This window comes from Pseudoalteromonas sp. GutCa3 (assembly GCF_002836155.1).
Classification (GTDB): domain Bacteria; phylum Pseudomonadota; class Gammaproteobacteria; order Enterobacterales; family Alteromonadaceae; genus Pseudoalteromonas; species Pseudoalteromonas arctica.
The window spans coordinates 23,670-40,342 of record NZ_PJBK01000035.1; the positions used below are offsets into that span (position 1 = coordinate 23,670).

At 39.7% G+C, this 16,673-nt stretch carries 18 protein-coding genes; 8 read left to right on the top strand and 10 right to left on the bottom strand.

Going from position 1 to position 16,673, the window contains the following annotated elements; genetic code table 11:
• Positions 1-7 precede the first annotated feature (7 nt).
• Entirely contained in the window at positions 8-1,888 is a 1,881-nt protein-coding gene (locus CXF64_RS07520; protein WP_101216716.1) for a hypothetical protein, read from the top strand.
• 78 nt (positions 1,889-1,966) lie between these two features.
• Here CXF64_RS07520 and CXF64_RS07525 read toward each other — a convergent pair whose 3' ends face one another.
• Together CXF64_RS07525 and CXF64_RS07530 are read right to left on the bottom strand one after the other, a co-directional pair.
• A complete protein-coding gene (locus CXF64_RS07525) occupies positions 1,967-2,608 on the bottom strand; it encodes a CPBP family intramembrane glutamic endopeptidase (protein WP_101216717.1) in 642 nt (213 codons plus the stop codon).
• A 66-nt stretch (positions 2,609-2,674) separates the two neighbouring features.
• A complete protein-coding gene (locus CXF64_RS07530) occupies positions 2,675-3,250 on the bottom strand; it encodes an inner membrane-spanning protein YciB (protein ID WP_101216718.1) in 576 nt (191 codons plus the stop codon).
• Between the two features lie 191 nt (positions 3,251-3,441).
• On the opposite strand from CXF64_RS07530, the gene CXF64_RS07535 reads away from it, so the two are divergent.
• Positions 3,442-3,711, top strand: coding sequence for an HU family DNA-binding protein (locus tag CXF64_RS07535; protein WP_007375441.1), 270 nt, complete (start codon positions 3,442-3,444; stop codon positions 3,709-3,711).
• 299 nt (positions 3,712-4,010) lie between these two features.
• Positions 4,011-4,589 (top strand): type 1 glutamine amidotransferase domain-containing protein, encoded by a 579-nt coding sequence (locus CXF64_RS07540; protein WP_007582489.1) that lies wholly within the window; start codon positions 4,011-4,013, stop codon positions 4,587-4,589.
• A 107-nt stretch (positions 4,590-4,696) separates the two neighbouring features.
• Here the strand turns inward: CXF64_RS07540 and trpA are convergent, their stop codons facing one another.
• The 6 genes from trpA to CXF64_RS07570 are packed head-to-tail and all read right to left on the bottom strand — an operon-like array spanning position 4,697 to position 11,285.
• Complete coding sequence (gene trpA, locus CXF64_RS07545) at positions 4,697-5,518, bottom strand: tryptophan synthase subunit alpha (RefSeq protein WP_101216719.1); 822 nt, start codon at positions 5,516-5,518, stop codon at positions 4,697-4,699.
• Positions 5,515-6,699 carry a tryptophan synthase subunit beta gene (trpB, locus tag CXF64_RS07550; RefSeq protein ID WP_010554212.1) on the bottom strand — a complete coding sequence of 395 codons (1,185 nt, stop codon included), beginning with the start codon at positions 6,697-6,699 and terminating at the stop codon, positions 5,515-5,517. The genes trpA and trpB overlap by 4 nt, the downstream gene beginning before the upstream one ends.
• Before the next feature lie 7 nt (positions 6,700-6,706).
• Positions 6,707-8,071 (bottom strand): bifunctional indole-3-glycerol-phosphate synthase TrpC/phosphoribosylanthranilate isomerase TrpF, encoded by a 1,365-nt coding sequence (trpCF, locus tag CXF64_RS07555; RefSeq protein ID WP_101216720.1) that lies wholly within the window; start codon positions 8,069-8,071, stop codon positions 6,707-6,709.
• Positions 8,064-9,101: an anthranilate phosphoribosyltransferase gene (gene trpD, locus CXF64_RS07560; protein ID WP_101216721.1), complete on the bottom strand. Its 1,038-nt coding sequence runs from the start codon at positions 9,099-9,101 to the stop codon at positions 8,064-8,066. Before trpD ends, trpCF begins: the two co-directional genes overlap by 8 nt.
• Before the next feature lie 11 nt (positions 9,102-9,112).
• Complete coding sequence (locus tag CXF64_RS07565; RefSeq protein ID WP_101216722.1) at positions 9,113-9,715, bottom strand: aminodeoxychorismate/anthranilate synthase component II; 603 nt, start codon at positions 9,713-9,715, stop codon at positions 9,113-9,115.
• 1 nt (position 9,716) lies between these two features.
• On the bottom strand, positions 9,717-11,285 hold the full coding sequence (locus CXF64_RS07570) for an anthranilate synthase component 1 (RefSeq protein ID WP_024590416.1): 1,569 nt from the start codon (positions 11,283-11,285) through the stop codon (positions 9,717-9,719).
• Positions 11,286-11,749: 464 nt separating this feature from the next.
• On the opposite strand from CXF64_RS07570, the gene rnm reads away from it, so the two are divergent.
• The 5 genes from rnm (at position 11,750) to CXF64_RS07595 (ending at position 15,344) form a co-directional block, all read left to right on the top strand.
• Entirely contained in the window at positions 11,750-12,604 is an 855-nt protein-coding gene (gene rnm / locus CXF64_RS07575; RefSeq protein WP_101216723.1) for an RNase RNM, read from the top strand.
• A complete protein-coding gene (locus CXF64_RS07580) occupies positions 12,601-13,221 on the top strand; it encodes an L-threonylcarbamoyladenylate synthase (RefSeq protein ID WP_024590418.1) in 621 nt (206 codons plus the stop codon). Before rnm ends, CXF64_RS07580 begins: the two co-directional genes overlap by 4 nt.
• Before the next feature lie 6 nt (positions 13,222-13,227).
• A complete protein-coding gene (locus tag CXF64_RS07585; RefSeq protein WP_010554218.1) occupies positions 13,228-14,064 on the top strand; it encodes a segregation and condensation protein A in 837 nt (278 codons plus the stop codon).
• 145 nt (positions 14,065-14,209) lie between these two features.
• On the top strand, positions 14,210-14,761 hold the full coding sequence (locus CXF64_RS07590; protein WP_002961572.1) for a cytochrome b: 552 nt from the start codon (positions 14,210-14,212) through the stop codon (positions 14,759-14,761).
• A gap of 1 nt (position 14,762) precedes the next feature.
• The gene (locus tag CXF64_RS07595) at positions 14,763-15,344 is read left to right on the top strand and encodes a YceI family protein (RefSeq protein ID WP_101216724.1); all 582 of its coding nucleotides are present in this window, start codon (positions 14,763-14,765) and stop codon (positions 15,342-15,344) included.
• Positions 15,345-15,428: 84 nt separating this feature from the next.
• Here the strand turns inward: CXF64_RS07595 and CXF64_RS07600 are convergent, their stop codons facing one another.
• On the bottom strand, positions 15,429-16,271 hold the full coding sequence (locus CXF64_RS07600) for a transporter substrate-binding domain-containing protein (protein WP_101216725.1): 843 nt from the start codon (positions 16,269-16,271) through the stop codon (positions 15,429-15,431).
• A gap of 139 nt (positions 16,272-16,410) precedes the next feature.
• Entirely contained in the window at positions 16,411-16,578 is a 168-nt protein-coding gene (locus CXF64_RS20800; protein WP_002961566.1) for a hypothetical protein, read from the bottom strand.
• Between the last annotated feature and the right edge of the window lie 95 nt (positions 16,579-16,673).

Sequence of the window (16,673 nt, forward strand, 5' to 3'; positions counted from 1 at the left end):
AATGAAGATGTTAAAACAAATTATACCCTTAGGGGTAGCTATTGCATTGGTAGGTTGTGGTTCCTCATCAGACAGTGACAGTTCAGAGTCTGTTGCAGTGAGTGAGATTGCTACATCTTCTTCTGTGAGTTTTTATGTATCTAATTGGCAATCACCACAGGGCACGCTTAATGTTTTAGATAGCGACGGGGTGGTGCAAGAATCAATTGAAGTTGAAAACATCAATACTGCGAGTGTAAGTGTAACTCCACTTACTTTTAATAGTTTTGAGTTTATACCGAGTGATACTGCTCTACCTTGTCCGCGCTTTACAGGTTGTGGCAGAACAGTTCGTGGTGATGTAAATGACTTAAACGCAAACCGTTTAATAGACTACCAAGAATTGACAGCCGTTACTCTTAATTACAAAGCAAATGCATTTAGTGCACCGGGTGTAAATACGGTTTATTTATCGCCATTAAGTAAAGCAATTACAGATGAAGGCTTTAGTGCTACGCAAGCTAGTTTATCAGCCACGCCTTTTTATCATTTAACGCACAGCAATTTAAATGCAAGTGTTGAAGCAGAAATGGTTACTAATGCATTTACTTACGCAGCAATTTTAGCTGGTGTTGCTGATAGTACGTTTAGTGTTGAAAGTGCTTTTAATGCATTTACTAACTCAGAGACTGACCAACAGGCATGGGAAGATTATAGCGATTTAGCAGCGCAGTATGTTACAGATAACTTATTTAGCGACCAAGGTAATGGATTACTACCAAACGTTGCAGGTCAAGTTAAGCAAACGATCGCAAGTGTAACTACATTTATAAATTGGCAGGTTCGCTCAACAGAAGCTCAAAGCTTAGATTCTAGAGAGTTACTTGTTGATACACGAAATATTATAGGTGCTGCAAGACTTCAAGAAAAAAGCTATTCAGATGAATTAGACGTAAAATTTGCTGAGCTTGAAGATGCGTTTGATGAAGACACACAAAGAACCCTTGATGCACTTACTAATGCTTTAAACGAAGTTATTACAAATTATTCACCACTAGCTGATGGCTCTACACCATCAGGACAGTATAAACTTCGTGACTTAGATATTGATTACAGCCAATCACCTTATACTTGGGCTATAACTGGCACATATGATGAGTTACCTATAACAATTGATTTATCAATTCCAACATTTAGAGTAAGTGGTGTATTAGGTAATAAAATTGAAGGTATAATGAGCGCTACTGTTACAAATGGTGCTACGGTATTAAGTGTTGATGTAAGTGAGTTGCTAATTCAGTTTGATGGTATAGATGCTCAAAGTGAATTAAATCCAGAAGCCGACACAGGTATTACACAGGTAACTACCAATGTAATTATCAATAAAGCCGCTGGTAAACTTGAAGGCGATTTATCACTAAACTTAAATCGTTTTGTTAATTCATTAGGTGAAGAGTCTACGACGTTATCTACTTTTGATTTTAATGGTGATTACGTAAGTGACATTCAAGACACTGCATTTCATATCACTGCAGTAGAGGCTTCGCCTTTTATTGGTGAAGATAATGACGATTTAGCATTTACTTTTGAATTAGATTTTCCGTTGAGTGGTGCAAGCGATTTTAAGTTTGCTTACGTGGGCGATGTTGAAAACTTATCAGAACTTACCTCTACAGATATATTTGTTAGCATAAAAAACCGTGCGTTAGATTTACGTATTCGTGATGTTAGTGGCAACATTAATCTAATAGCGAAAGGCGAAAATGGACGTTGGTTAGATGTAAAGCAAAAGGGCCGTAATTACAGTGGCGGTTTATATTTTGGTGATACTAAACTAGCTGATGTTACTGCAGTACGTGGTATTCCTGGTGTTTTATTTCCAAATGGTGAGTTTGAATCGTTATTTTAACCATTAGTTAAGTGGTTTTAGAAATATTCAAAATCCGATATTAGTTTTCTGGTATCGGATTTTTTAATGCTTGTTATATTAGTTAAATGCGCCTGAATCAAGGTAGCTGCCGATCCCGAGTGTAAACATCCATATCCCCCATAAACTATGCTCAATAACACACACGACGGTTGAGCGGCTTTGTGCATAGGTATAGGCAAACAGTAAGCCACCTAAAAATGCTAAACCTACTGCAATCCAATTTGCATACACAATATGCGCCAACGCAAATACACTTGCACTAACTACAATACGCACTGCTTTTTTGGGCATGATGCGTTTATAACGATGAAAAAAATACGTTCTGAATATTAACTCTTGAGGAATAACCGACAGTATTGGGTAGAGCAACAACAGTAAAAGCCAATCATTAAACGAGTTGCGGGGAAGGGTAAACCAGTTGCCCTGATGAATAATCCCGTAAAACATACCCGAGAACAGCGCACCTAAAAAAAAGAAGCTAAACAAACGCTTTTTAACAGCAGAAAATTGCCCAAGGCTTGTAAGCCTAAAACGTTTAAAGTGGGGATCGCCCAGTAGCAACATACAACACACACTCATAAGTATAATAAGCGCAGGAATAAGCCAGTTAGCTAAATGCTCACGTAATCCAAAGCCCAATAAAGGCAGAAATACAAAAATGAGGGTAAATTCAAACCAGCGGTATTGATTAGCGTTCAAGATCGTCTCAACTTGCTTTTTTTAATAAGCTAACAAGCTAAGACGACACTTTTATGACGAGGGGGCTTACTTTGCTGGTTCTTCTTCACTAGGGAGGTATTTGTACAAGGCAATAATAGTGGCAAAAATACTTACAAAGGTAATACCCATTAAACCAAACACTTTAAAGTTAACCCAAAAGTCGAGCGAAAAATTATATGCAATATAAATGTTTAGTGCTGCGATGCCAGCAGTAATTACAACCCACATTAGGTTAAGCTTATTCCATAATGGTTCTGGGACAACAATGGCTTGTTTTGTATCGTTAGCGTTTTCGAGAATTGAGCTAAGCGCTTTTTTAACGAGATTTTTCTTAAGTACATAACGGCTAACAAGTAACGTTAAGCTTAAACCTGCGTATATGAGTGTTGCTTTCCATTTTATGTATTGCTCATCATGAAGTACCAGCGTTAACGTACCAAACACAGCAGCAATGCCAAAAAATATCCACTGACGAGTAGGCACAGAGCCATGTTTAAAGTAGCTATAAGCAACTTGAATGAGCGTAGTGGCCATTAATAAACCGGTAGCCCAGTAAATATCGACTAGCTTAAAAACTGCAAAAAACAGTATGAGTGGAATGTATTCAATTAATGCGTGCATATACTACCTAAATTATACAAAAAAGAGTCAAAGGCTTTTTACCACATAAAGCTTAGCAACTACAAGGTTGACTTGTTGCCCTGTAACCCTTAGCCTGCGTGGCTTTATTGCCAATTTGGTTTGGTATTTTATATATCATCATATTCCCACGCTTAACCAACACTGATTTGGCGTGTATTTAGGAGCCTAAAATGAATAAAGCAGAACTCGTTGCTGCCATTGCACACAAAAGTGAATTAACAAAAAAAGATTCTCAAGCGGCACTTTCAAGCTTGCAAAAAGTAATTACTAAATCACTTTCTGAAGGTGATCAGGTTCAAATTAATGGCTTTGGTACGTTTGCACTAAGTTATTACCCAGCGCGCACTGGGCGTAACCCGCAAACAGGCGCAGCAATTGAAATAGAAGGCGCTAATAAAGCGGTTTTTAAACCGGCTAAGGCGTTAAAAGATCTGCTTTAAATTTATTTAAGGTTTTAAACCCCGTATTGATAGATAAGTTACATGAGCTCGAAGTAAATTCGCACCTACGGGTATATGTTGTAGGTGAGGTTTTATACCTCGCGTTTGGTGGCTTTAAATTATATGAGCTGGAAATAAATTCGCACCTATGTAGATTATTCATAATCTCTAAATGATTTACATGGCATTATAAATCCCACTTACATTAAATCCTTTATTTTCAATTGCTTGTTATCGGCATGCATTATGCTGTTTAACTGTGTGTTTCGAATATATTTTTCAAGAAAAAGGAGATCTCAATGAGTACATTACAAACAAGCACACGTTTACAAGGCAAAAAAATTGCAATTTTAGCCACTGATGGGTTTGAGCAAAGTGAGCTTTTATCTCCACGCAGCGCATTACTTGATGCCGGTGCAAACATCGAAATAGTATCAATTAAAGAAGGCCAAATTACGGGCTGGGATGAAGATAAGTGGGGCGATAAAGTAACAGTAGATAAACTAGTTACAAACGCAGACCCCGCCGATTACGACGCGCTTATGCTCCCTGGTGGTTTATTTAACCCAGACAGTTTACGCCAAGATAAAGATGCTAAAGCCTTTATTGATGGCTTTTTTGGCGCAGAAAAAAACAAACCCGTTGCTGCAATTTGCCATGCTCCGTGGTTGTTAGCTGAAATTAATAAATTGCGCGACCGTACCATTACCTCTTTTCCAAGTATTAAAAGCGATTTAATTAACGCAGGTGCCAATTGGGTTGACCAAGAAGTATGTGTAGATAAAGGCCTAGTAACAAGCCGTAGCCCAGCCGATTTAGAAGCATTTAATGCTAAATTTATTGAAGAGATTTTAGAGGGTAAACACCAAGCTCACTAATTTTTTTAAAACGTTTGGATATTGCTATAGCGTTTGATTTTTAAAAAACAAAAAAGGGCATTTTAAATGCCCTTTTTTTAATGCGTATAAAACACGCCCTAGTTAGCTTATAGCGATGTAGCTGCTTTCATATCAGCTACAAATGCTTTTAGTTGCGCGGTCATTGCGTCTAAATCATTAAGGTTAGCTTCAATAATTTTAACCACAGCAGAGCCTGAAATAGCACCGGCTGCTCCTGCATTAAGAGCCGCTTTTACATCATCTGGCGTTGAAATACCAAACCCTAAAAGAGCGGGGGCTGCATGGTATTCTTTTAATTTAGTGACAATATTACCAGCAGGCATTTGTGCCTTAGTATCGGTACCGGTAACACCAGCGCGCGATAGTAAATACGTATAACCACGACCGTAAGAGGCGCACTGGCGAAGTGTGTCGTCATCCGCATTTGGTGTTGCAATAAAAATTGGGTCTACACCGTTATCCATAGCTGACTTTCTAAACATTTTAGATTCATGCAGAGGCACATCAGCCACTAAAATTGAGTCTACGCCTACCGCTTTTGCATCTTTATAAAATGCTTCTATACCGCGCTTAAACACAAGGTTTGAATACAATAATAAGCCAATTGGAATATCAGCATTATACTCACGTATTTCTTTAATAATATCAAAGCAATCTTGTGTGTTAATGTGCACATCGAGGGCGCGAATATTAGCTTTTTGAATTACTGGACCATCTGCAATTGGGTCAGAAAACGGAATACCAAGTTCAAGCGCATCTGCTCCGCCGTCAATTAGACTTTTAATAATCGCAATACTTTGCTCTTTACCTGGGTCGCCAATCGTTACAAATGGTACAAACGCACCTTGTTTTTGCTCGTTAAGCGCTGCAAACATTTTGCCGTAACGATCCGTTTTTACTTGGCTCATAGCTGACCTCTTTCAGTTAGTACATTGTGAACGTGTGCTAAATCTTTATCGCCACGACCACTCAAATTAATCACTATAACACTCTCCTCGGTTAGCTCCTCTGCGTACTTAAGCGCATAAGCTAGCGCATGGCTTGATTCAAGTGCCGGAATAATACCTTCATTTTTAGCAAGCGACTGAAACGCATCAAGCGCTTCTGTATCGGTAATACCCACGTATTGAGCGCGACCAGTTTCGTGTAAAAATGCATGCTGAGGACCAACAGCTGGGTAATCAAGACCCGCTGATACAGAGTAAGACTCTTCAATTTGGCCATCATCATTTTGCATAATGTACGTATAAGTACCGTGTAATATGCCTTTTGTACCTTTACAAATTGTTGCACCGTGCTCATTTGTATCAAGCCCTTTACCAGCTGGCTCAACACCAATTAATTTAACGCCTGGCTCGTCAATAAAGTCAGTAAACATACCAATTGCGTTTGAACCACCACCAACACAGGCAATAACTGCGTCAGGTAAACGACCTTCTGCTTTAAGTACTTGTTGCTTAGCTTCTTCACCAATAATTTTTTGATACTCGCGTACAATTGTTGGGAATGGGTGAGGACCCGCAGCTGTACCTAGTAGGTAATGTGCGTCTTGGTAATTTGCTGACCAGTCACGCAGCGCTTCATTTACTGCATCTTTTAATGTGCCAGAACCCGCTGTTACCGGAATAACTTCTGCGCCCATTAACTTCATTCTAAATACGTTAGGTTGCTGACGTTCAACGTCTTTTGCGCCCATATAAATACGACATTTTAAACCCAGTAAGGCACATGCAAGCGCTGTTGCAACACCGTGTTGACCGGCACCTGTTTCAGCAATAACTTGTTTTTTACCCATACGCTTAGTAAGTAACGCCTGACCAAGTACTTGGTTTGTTTTATGTGCGCCGCCGTGTAGTAAGTCTTCACGCTTTAGGTACAGTTTTACTTTTGGATTTTTAACTAAATTGCGCGTTAAAGTAAGTGGGGTAGGACGACCCGCATACTCGTTTAATAATTTACTTAGCTCTGCCTGAAACTCAGGATCTTTTTGTGCTTTGTTAAATTCATTTTCTAACTGCTTAAGCGCAGGGACAAGTAACTCGGGTACAAACATACCGCCAAACTCGCCAAAATAAGCTGGATTTTGCATTTTAACCTCAATAATTTCTGATGCTTGTGAAAGCATTATGTAATTTGTTAGGGCACTTTTTACCCGCAGATTCTTCAACGCCTGAGTTTAAGTCAAGGCCTAAGGCACCTTTAAAAAGCGCATCTTTAATATTGTCTGGATTTAAGCCTCCAGCGAGCATAAATGGTGTAGTTGCGCCGCTAAGCACCGACCAATCAAATGCTTTACCAGTACCGCCAGCTTGTGTATCACTGTGCGTATCGTAAAGGTGTCGATCAACCCCATTTACAGGCGTTGGCAATGCATCTTTTATTGCTTGGGCTTTCCAAATTTCGCAATTAGTTGGAAGTTGTGTACGCAGCGCAGCAATGTAATCGTCACTTTCTTGGCCATGTAATTGTACTGCCGCTAATTTTAACACACTTGCGTATTGAACAACTTGCTCAATTGGGGCATCTACAAATACACCCACAAAGTTAAGTGGTGCACTTTGGCTCAGCTCTCTTGCGCAATCTAAATCTACATAGCGTGGCGATTTAGGATGAAAAATTAAACCACCATAAACAGCACCGTTTTGATATGCCGCTTGTGCATCTTGAGTTCGCGTTAAACCACATACTTTATTGTCACCTAAAATCACACGGCGACATGCTTGCTCTAAATCACGCTCGCCCATGAGTGAGCTGCCAATTAAAAAGCCATCGCATAATGGAGCTAAACGTTTTACGTCTTGATGGGTGTAAATGCCAGATTCCGAAATAACCACTTTATCAGCTGGAATAAGCTTTCGTAGTTTTTCGGTAGTGGCTAAATCGGTGCTTAAATCGCGTAAGTCGCGGTTATTAATGCCAATGATTTGTGCATCAAGTGCAAGTGCGCGGTGTACTTCTTCTTCATTACTTACTTCGGTTAATACCGACATATTAAGTGAATCTGCAACCGCATGCAGTGCGTTATAGCTTTCGTCATCGAGTACCGAAAGCATCAGTAATATAGCGTCACCGCCATAAATACGTGCCATGTACACTTGGTACTCATCTATAAAAAAGTCTTTACAGATAAGCGGTTGTTCTACTTGGCTGCGCACAAATTCGAGGTAATCAAAACTGCCTTGAAAATATTTAGCGTCAGTTAACACACTCATGCAGGTAGCGTATTTTTTATAAACTGAGGTAATTTCAGTCAAATCAAACGGGTCTCTAATTAACCCTTTTGAAGGCGATGCTTTTTTACACTCTAAAATAAACTGTGTGCCAGGTGCTGCAAGTGCTTTATAAAAGCTACGGCTTGTAGGCACTGCAAGATGCTTAAAGCTTTCAAGCGGACGCGTGGCTTTTCTTTCAATTAGTTCTAATTTTTTATCAGCAACAATTTTGTCTAATACATTAGCCATTACTTACCTCAATAATTGCACTTAGTGTGTTCATGGCTTGCCCTGAACTTAATAATGTTTGTACTTGTTTTGCCCCTTCTTTTAACGTTTCTGCTTTACCTGTTAGGTATAAAAGAGCAGCTACGTTAACAACAATAGCAGCATTATGTGCATCTGTGCCTTTGCCTTGCAAGATGGCGAGGCTAGCATTTGCGTTGTATTGTGGGCCTTCACCAGCGAGTTGTTCAAGTGAATAGTTTGCAAGGTCAAAGTCGCTTGGGTTTAGTGTGTACTGTGTAAGCTCGCCATTATTTAGCTCAACTACCGTTGTTGGGCCGTGCAGAGCTATTTCGTCAGTGCCCGAGCCGTGAACAATCATAGCGCGCTTTGTGCCAAGGGTTTTAAGTGTTTGTGCCATTGGCATACACAACGCTTCGTTATAGACGCCGAGTAATTGCACTTCAGGTGCCGCTGGGTTAGCAAGCGGACCTAAAATATTAAAAATAGTGCGTGTTTTAAGCGATGTTCGTACGCCCATCGCATGGCGTACGCCACTGTGATAGTGCGGTGCAAACAAAAAGGTAAAATTGGTTTGCTCAAGACATTTTGCTGCTTGCTCTGGGCTCATATCTATATTAATGCCCAGGGCTTTGAGTAAATCGGCTGAGCCTGAATTACTCGATACACTGCGATTACCATGTTTTACCATGTTAATACCAGCAGCAGCGGCAACAATTGCAGCCGTTGTACTTATATTAATTGTGTTTGAGCCATCGCCACCAGTGCCACAGCTATCGGCAAGTTGCGTACTGCTGGTAGTAAAAGCAACGGCGTTTTCGCGCATTGAGGCCGCAGCGCCTGCAATTTCGTCGCTTACTTCGCCTTTAATTTTAAGGCTTATAAGTAGGGCGGTTAGCTCAATTTCACTCATATTACCTTGCATTATTTCATCAAACAGCGCTTTGGCGTCTGCGTAGCTTAATGATTGCCCAGTAATTAGTTGCTCAATAGCGTGTTGAACATTTATGGGTTGTTCTGGTTGTGTACTCATAATGTCCTCTTTTATTTAGCGCGTGTTAAGTAAGCGACACTTTGCTGAAGTAGCATTGCGCCGTTTGGCGTTAGTATTGATTCTGGATGAAACTGATAACCTAATGCGTTGTCATCATGATGATAAATAGCCATAGGGATATCTTCGTACTGGGCAATAACCTCAATATTATCAGGCACTTTTGTTGCCATTAATGAATGGTAACGTGCCACAGGCATTGTATTGCCCATACCATCAAATACAGGGTGCTCGCCTAAATTAATAATTGAAGACTTACCATGTACGGTTTCACCCGCGTGACCGATTACTCCACCGTAACTTTGTGTTAATGCTTGTTGGCCTAAACAAATGCCTAGCATTGGGAAGTGGCCTTTAGAGAGCTCAATAAGCTCCATTAAACAGCCTGCATCGCTTGGCGTGCCAGGACCAGGCGAAAGTACTAATAGTACTTGGCCTTGCTCTTGGCGTATTTTGTTAAAGATAACCTCAGCGCTAATGTTGTTTCTGTAAACAACCAGTTCGCAGCCAAGCATCGTAAGCTCATCAACAAGGTTATATGTAAATGAGTCAAAGTTATCTAAAAAATAGATTTTGATAGGATTTACTTTGCTCATTTTATACCGCCTTATACGTAGATTTAATGGCGGTAATAACCGCTTGTGCTTTAGCGCGAGTTTCGTTTGCTTCTGAAATAGGATCTGAGTCAAACACCACACCGGCACCGGCTTGCACATACGCTTTGTTATTTTTAACAAAAGCTGAGCGAATAACAATACAGCTATCCATTGCGCCATCACCGGTTAAGTAACCTACTGCGCCGCCATAGCTACCACGACGTTTACCTTCTGTTTGACGAACAAGCTCAGCAGCACGAACCTTTGGTGCACCAACAAGCGTGCCCATGTTCATACATGCTTGGTAAGCGTGCAGTGCATCAAGCTCGGGTTTGAGTGTACCAACAACGCGTGACACCAAATGCATTACTTGTGAATAGCGGTCTACTTTTAATAGCTCTTTGGCAAAACGAGTACCTGCAACACTAATACGTGCTACGTCGTTACGGGCTAAATCGACAAGCATTAAATGCTCGGCGCGCTCTTTTTGATCGTTTCTAAGTTCAAGTTCAATGCGGCTGTCTAGGTCTGGGTTTATTTGCCCATTAGCAAATTTGCCACGTGGGCGAGTGCCAGCAATTGGGTATACTTCAACTTGCTGAGATTGCACTGTGTATTTAAGTGCTGATTCAGGCGATGCGCCAAATAAAGCAAAGTCTTCATCGCGCATATAAAACATATACGGACTTGGGTTTTGTTTTTTAAGCTGGCTGTAAGCATGCAGAGGATCAGGACAAGGTAGTGAAAATGTACGCGACGGCACTACCTGAAAAATATCACCATCTACAATATTCTTTTTAAGCTTAACCACTTGCTCGCAGTAAGTGTCATCGTCTATATCAACGCTTACCTCACATTCGCCACTTTGCATATCCGCACTAAATTCTGAAGCGTTATCGCACAGCGTATTTAAGCGCTCTAGCTCTTTACCTACTTCAAAGCAGTTAGCGTGTACGTCTGGGCCGTTAAATACATTACCAATGAGTTCGGTTGTTTGTTTTTGATGATCAATAACAACTAAGGTTTCGGCTAAATAAAATACGTAATCTGGGCAGGTGTTTTCGCCATCAGGTACATCACTTAACTGCTCAAAGTTTGCTACCATATCGTAGGCAAATACACCGCCTAAAAATAACGAAAATGGATTGTTAGTTGTGCTTTTAATACTGTTAATACAAGTTCTCAGAGCGCTAAATGCATTATCTGCAATTAGTTTACTTGCTTCGTCAGTATCGCCGCTAGTGTCTAAATAACACAGGGTAAGTGTTGCGCCGTCTAAAGTGGCATCACAGCTTTTAACATTTGCCTGCAAGTAGCTTAGAAGCTGTTGCCCATTATTAGATTGAGCAGTAATAGTGACTGTTTTACCTTGGCATACAATGCGCAGTGCACAGTCGACTAAAATTAAACTTTTTACACTGTCTTTAGAATCAATCTCAGCCGATTCAAGCAGTAGTGAGTTAGGCTTATCAAGTGCCGCGTATAATGCAAGAGGACTACTAATATAGTCGCGTACTTGCGTAATGCTTGTTACTTCGCCTGGTGTGGTAGTTATATGACTAAAAATCAAACCTCATTCCCTCAAAAAATTAAACCCCGCAATGCTTTAGCAATGCGGGGTTTGAATAACGATATCTAAATTACAAACAGATCATTACCGTCCCGCTATATCAGGCGCCACCACCAACGATGTGTAAGAGTAAGACCGTTATTCATGTTTTTCTGCCTCAAAATTTATTAAATATTTTTAACGTATACGTTTCGTAAAATTTAGTTATAAAAAAACCCGCATAGTTGCGGGTTTTGAATTTTTGTTAGACACGACAATTCATCACCCGATAATTACGAGTGCCACCACCAAATAGTGTTTAAGTTTGAATTGATCATTATTGTTAATTCTTAATGTGTCTGAAAGTGGCTACAGTAAAACGTATCTTATGCTTTTGTGTCAAGTGTTTATTTAAAACAATTTAGTCAAAAAAGTTGTTATACTTACATAAACACCAGTAACCCTTAACTTTAAGCAGTTTTCTTTTGATAAAATATGATTTACATAGCCATACCACACATTCAGACGGGCGTTTAACGGTTGAAGAATTATTGCATCGCGCTGTTGATAAAAATATTGATGTGTTTGCTATTACCGATCATGACACTGTGGCGGCTATTAAGCCTGCGCAGCAATTTATTGAAGCAGAAAACTTACCGCTTTCATTAATAACGGGTACCGAAGTGTCTACTAAATGGGAAAGCTTCGAAATTCATATTGTAGGTTTAAATATTGATATTAATAATATTGACCTTACCTCTTTATTATCAGCTCAACAGCAAAAGCGAGAAGAGCGTGCACTAGAGATTGGTGTTCGCCTTGCAAAAAATGGCTTTGATGGCATTTACGAGCAAGCTAAAGAGCTGGCAAAAGACGCGCAAATAACGCGTGCACATTTTGCACGCGCCCTTATTGAGCGCGGTGTTGCTAAAAATTTCCCGGGTGTTTTTAAAAAGTACTTAGGGCGTGGCAAAACAGGCTACGTACCAAGTTGCTGGTGCACCATGCAAGCCGCTATTGAGGCCATACATGCCGCTGGTGGTGTTGCTGTACTTGCGCATCCAAGTAGCTATCAAATGTCAAACAAGTGGCTACGCAAATTATTAGTAGAATTTAAAAGTGTAGGAGGGGACGCAATGGAAGTTGCACAACCTCAACAGGCGCCAAGCGAACGTCAATTTTTAGGTGAACTCAGCCGTGAGTACGAACTACTTTGCTCTCAAGGGTCTGATTTTCATTTTCCGACAAGCTATTTAGAGCTTGGCAAAAATTTATACCTACCAAAAGACTGCCAAGGTGTTTGGCAAGCTTGGGAAGGAGAAGAAGGGGCATTAACATGAGTCAATTATTTCATATTCATCCTGATAACCCGCAACCGAGACTAATTAGTCAAGCCGTTGATATTATTAAACAAGGCGGCGTTGTTGTTTACCCTACAGATTCGGGCTACGCCATCGGTTGTAACATTGGTAATAAGCAAGCCAAAGAGCGCATAGAGCGTATTCGTGGTATTGAAAAAAACGATAATTTTACGCTAGTTTGTCGTGATTTATCGGAGTTATCTACTTATGCACGCGTAGATAACCAGCTATTTAGACTCATTAAAAATAATACGCCAGGGCCATATACCTTTATTTTTAAAGGCACAAAAGAAGTCCCTAAACGTTTATTAAACGACAAGAAAAAAACCATTGGCATGCGTGTAATTGAACACCCAATAGCCTGTGCGTTGCTTGCCGAACTTGGTGAGCCGTTAATGTCGTGTTCTTTAATTTTACCAGGTGAGCAGTTTACAGAATCAGATCCTGATGAAATATTAGAGCGATTAGATAAACACGTTGATTTAATTATTCACGGTGGCCACTTAGCCGAGCAAGCAACCACGGTAATCGATTTGTCGGAAGATGAAGTCAAGATTTTGCGTGTTGGCTGTGGTGATACAAGCCCGTTTGAGTAATAGCGAGTGAGCGAAAGCACTGCGAATACAAAAAATAGTGAAAAGCCAGTGCAGCAAAAGCTGCCACTGGCTTTTTTGCATGGTAAAGCGGTTGTAGACAAACCAGAAGATTTATACATTCCACCTGACGCGCTCGAAATAATATTAGAAACCTTTGAAGGCCCGCTCGATTTACTGCTCTATTTAATTAAAAAGCATAAGCTTGATGTACTCGAGCTTTCTATTTTTAGTATTACAGAGCAGTACGTAAGTTATGTAGAAATGATGACCGAGTTTCAACTCGAACTTGCTGGCGAATATTTAGTAATGGCTGCGTTACTTGCGCAAATTAAGTCGCGCTTATTACTCCCTGTACACGAAGAGCTTGAAGAGGAAGAAGATCCTCGCGCAGAGCTTATTAAACGCCTGCAAGAGTATGAGCTGTTTAAACAAGCCGCCGAAAACCTCGACGATATTCCTCGTGTTGGTCGTGATATTTTTATAGCGCATGCCGCTATGCCAATAAGTGAAGATACAAGTCAAAATCTCCCCGATATTGAACTTAAAGACTTAATGCTGGCGCTGAGTGATGTAATGGCGCGTGCAAAAACCTTTGAGCATCATCAAATTACTGCTGAAGTACTCTCAACCCGAGAGAGAATGAGCCAAATATTACAGCAACTATCGCAAGCAAACTCGGCAGTGGTATTTAATGCGCTTTTTACCCCAAATGAAGGGCGAAGTGGTGTAGTGGTTAGTTTTATAGCTATGCTTGAGCTCATTAAAGAAGGGCTTGTTACCTGTTTGCAAGTGAGCCCTGAGAGCTTAATTTATGTCAGCTTAAGCGAACAATCCACCCTATAAAACTATCTGTTTAATCCTCAACTTCTAAAACTAACTTTAATTATCAAAGTTCTGTGCGTATACGCACGTAAAGTGTTTGTAAATGTTATTTTCATTTATGGCTGTGCACTATATTGTAACGTCATAGCATTATAGGAAGTTACACATGTTTAAAAATACACCTTCATCTTACGGACTTGTCGCTATTATTTTACATTGGCTCATGGCGCTGACTATTTTTGGCCTGTTTGGTTTAGGTTTATATATGGTTGAGCTTACTTATTACGATAGCTGGTATAAAGGTTCACTCGATTTACATAAGAGTATTGGTATTACGCTTGTGGCCGTATTTTTATTTAGAATTTTATGGCGTGCTTTATCTACACAACCTAAACCATTAGGTGAGAGTAAAGGCATGAACCAATTAGCGCATACGGCGCATATTGCTATGTATATTATTTTGGCTGTTATTGTTGTTGCAGGGTATTTAATATCAACCGCAGACGGGCGTCCAATAGAAGTATTTACTTTATTTAATGTATCAGCGCTTGATTTTGCCTTTGATGACCAAGCCGATATTGCAGGAAAAGTACATTATTACGGCGCGTGCACATTAATCGGGTTTGCAGTATTGCATGCACTAGGGGCGTTAAAACATCACTTTATCGATAAAGATAAAACCTTAATTAGAATGATCAAACCATTAAAGGATGATTAAAATGAAAAAATTATTAGTAAGCACAGCCGTTTCGGCTGCAATGATGTTATCGGCAACAGCCGCCAATGCAGCTGATTATATAATTGATACAAAAGGCGGGCATGCATCTGTTAACTTTAAAATTAAACACTTAGGTTACAGCTGGTTATATGGTCGTTTTAATACTTTTGACGGCACATTTAGTTACGATGCTAAAAACCCTGATGCGTCAAAAATTATGGTAAACATTGATACCACAAGTCTTGACTCTAACCATGCAGAGCGCGATAAGCATTTACATGGTAAAGATTTTTTAAATGTAGATAAATACCCAAAAGCGACATTTAAAAGCACGAGTATTAAATTTGATGAAGACGGCGAAGAGGCTGATGTAACCGGTGAGTTTACGCTGCACGGCGTAACAAACACTATTACTTTTGAAATAGATAAAGTGGGCGAAGGTAAAGATCCGTGGGGCGGCTATCGCGTAGGTTTTGAGGGCGAAACCAGCCTTAAACTTACCGATTACGGTATTGATTACAACTTAGGACCTGCATCTACCCATGTTGATATTATTTTATCAATAGAAGGCGTTCGTCAGTAATACCATTATTAAATATATAAACGCCACTTACTGTGGCGTTTTTTTTGCTTAACAGAAACTCAAATTAAGCGACTTCGAATTTGCTTATTTTGCGCTATTAATACGTGACTGTAATAGCGGCCTTAAATGCTCGGGCAACCAGCGCATGAGTAAATCATTATAAGCCTGCATTTTTTTAATAACTTTAAGCTGCTCATTAAGAATAGCAATGTCTTTTGCGCCTTGCTCGTTTTTAGTACAACCAATAAAGCCAAAACTGAGCGCTGGGGATTCGGTTAATGGACGCTGCGTTAAGTTCTCTTCAAAGTGCATTGATTTAGCTAAATAGTAATGCTCGCTTGGGTAACCCAGCAAAATATCAATTCGTTTTAGGTTAAGCATATATGTGAGGCTCGCTAGGCTATCGCGAGTGGGTCTAATTACTAAATCTATATTAGGCGTACTGTTTATCAATGTATCTATTTCTTGGCCATAAGAGCGGCTCATAGAGATCCCAAGAGTTAGTTTTTTATCTTGTATTAAATCTAATAGTGATACTTCTTTTGATTCCGCTATATTTAGCGCTTTGGCGAGTCTTTTGTGCATTGCTATTGAAGGCGAGAGGCCCGTTGTTGAGCTCTCCTCTGTAAAATAAATATGCTCTTTTCTGTAATCATTTTTATAAAGCGATAACGCACAAACATTATTTGAAGTATTAGATAGCTCTTGGATTACTTTACCTGAAGGGATAAGCATGCGGTTAAAGGTAATATTAGGAAGTTGTTTTTCAAGTAAATAAATTATGCTTTCGTCACGGCCTTGGTGTTGATATTGACCATTTAAAATATAATAGGGTGCAAAATCGTGCGCTAGCCAGTTTATGGTTCTAGCATTGCCTATTGAGCTCAGACAGAAAAAAAGTAAGAAAGTTAAAAATATACGGAGCATTACAACAGCTGCCAGTAATTATTATTGTAAAACTATTGTAACCAATAAAGAGCTAAAAAGTAAAATGCCAGCAACGAGGCTGGCATAATATCTTATCAATAATTGCAATAATAAAAGGGCAATTAAAGTTATGTGTTGCTTAGTTAGCTTTTAGCCACTTAACAAACTGGCGTGCATCACTCGCTTTTTGAAACAATGCATTTTTTAAACCTTGTGTATCACTAAAGATTACACGATGTTTGTTTACTGAAATTGATTGCACTGGATGTGCGATTTGGATCATAGACCCATTATATTTATAAGACATAATAAAACTCACTTTATTCTTGTTATTTATTCTGCGCTATATTTTTATAGCAAATTGCAGTTAATAAATTAACGATGTTGTGTTTAGCTTCATTA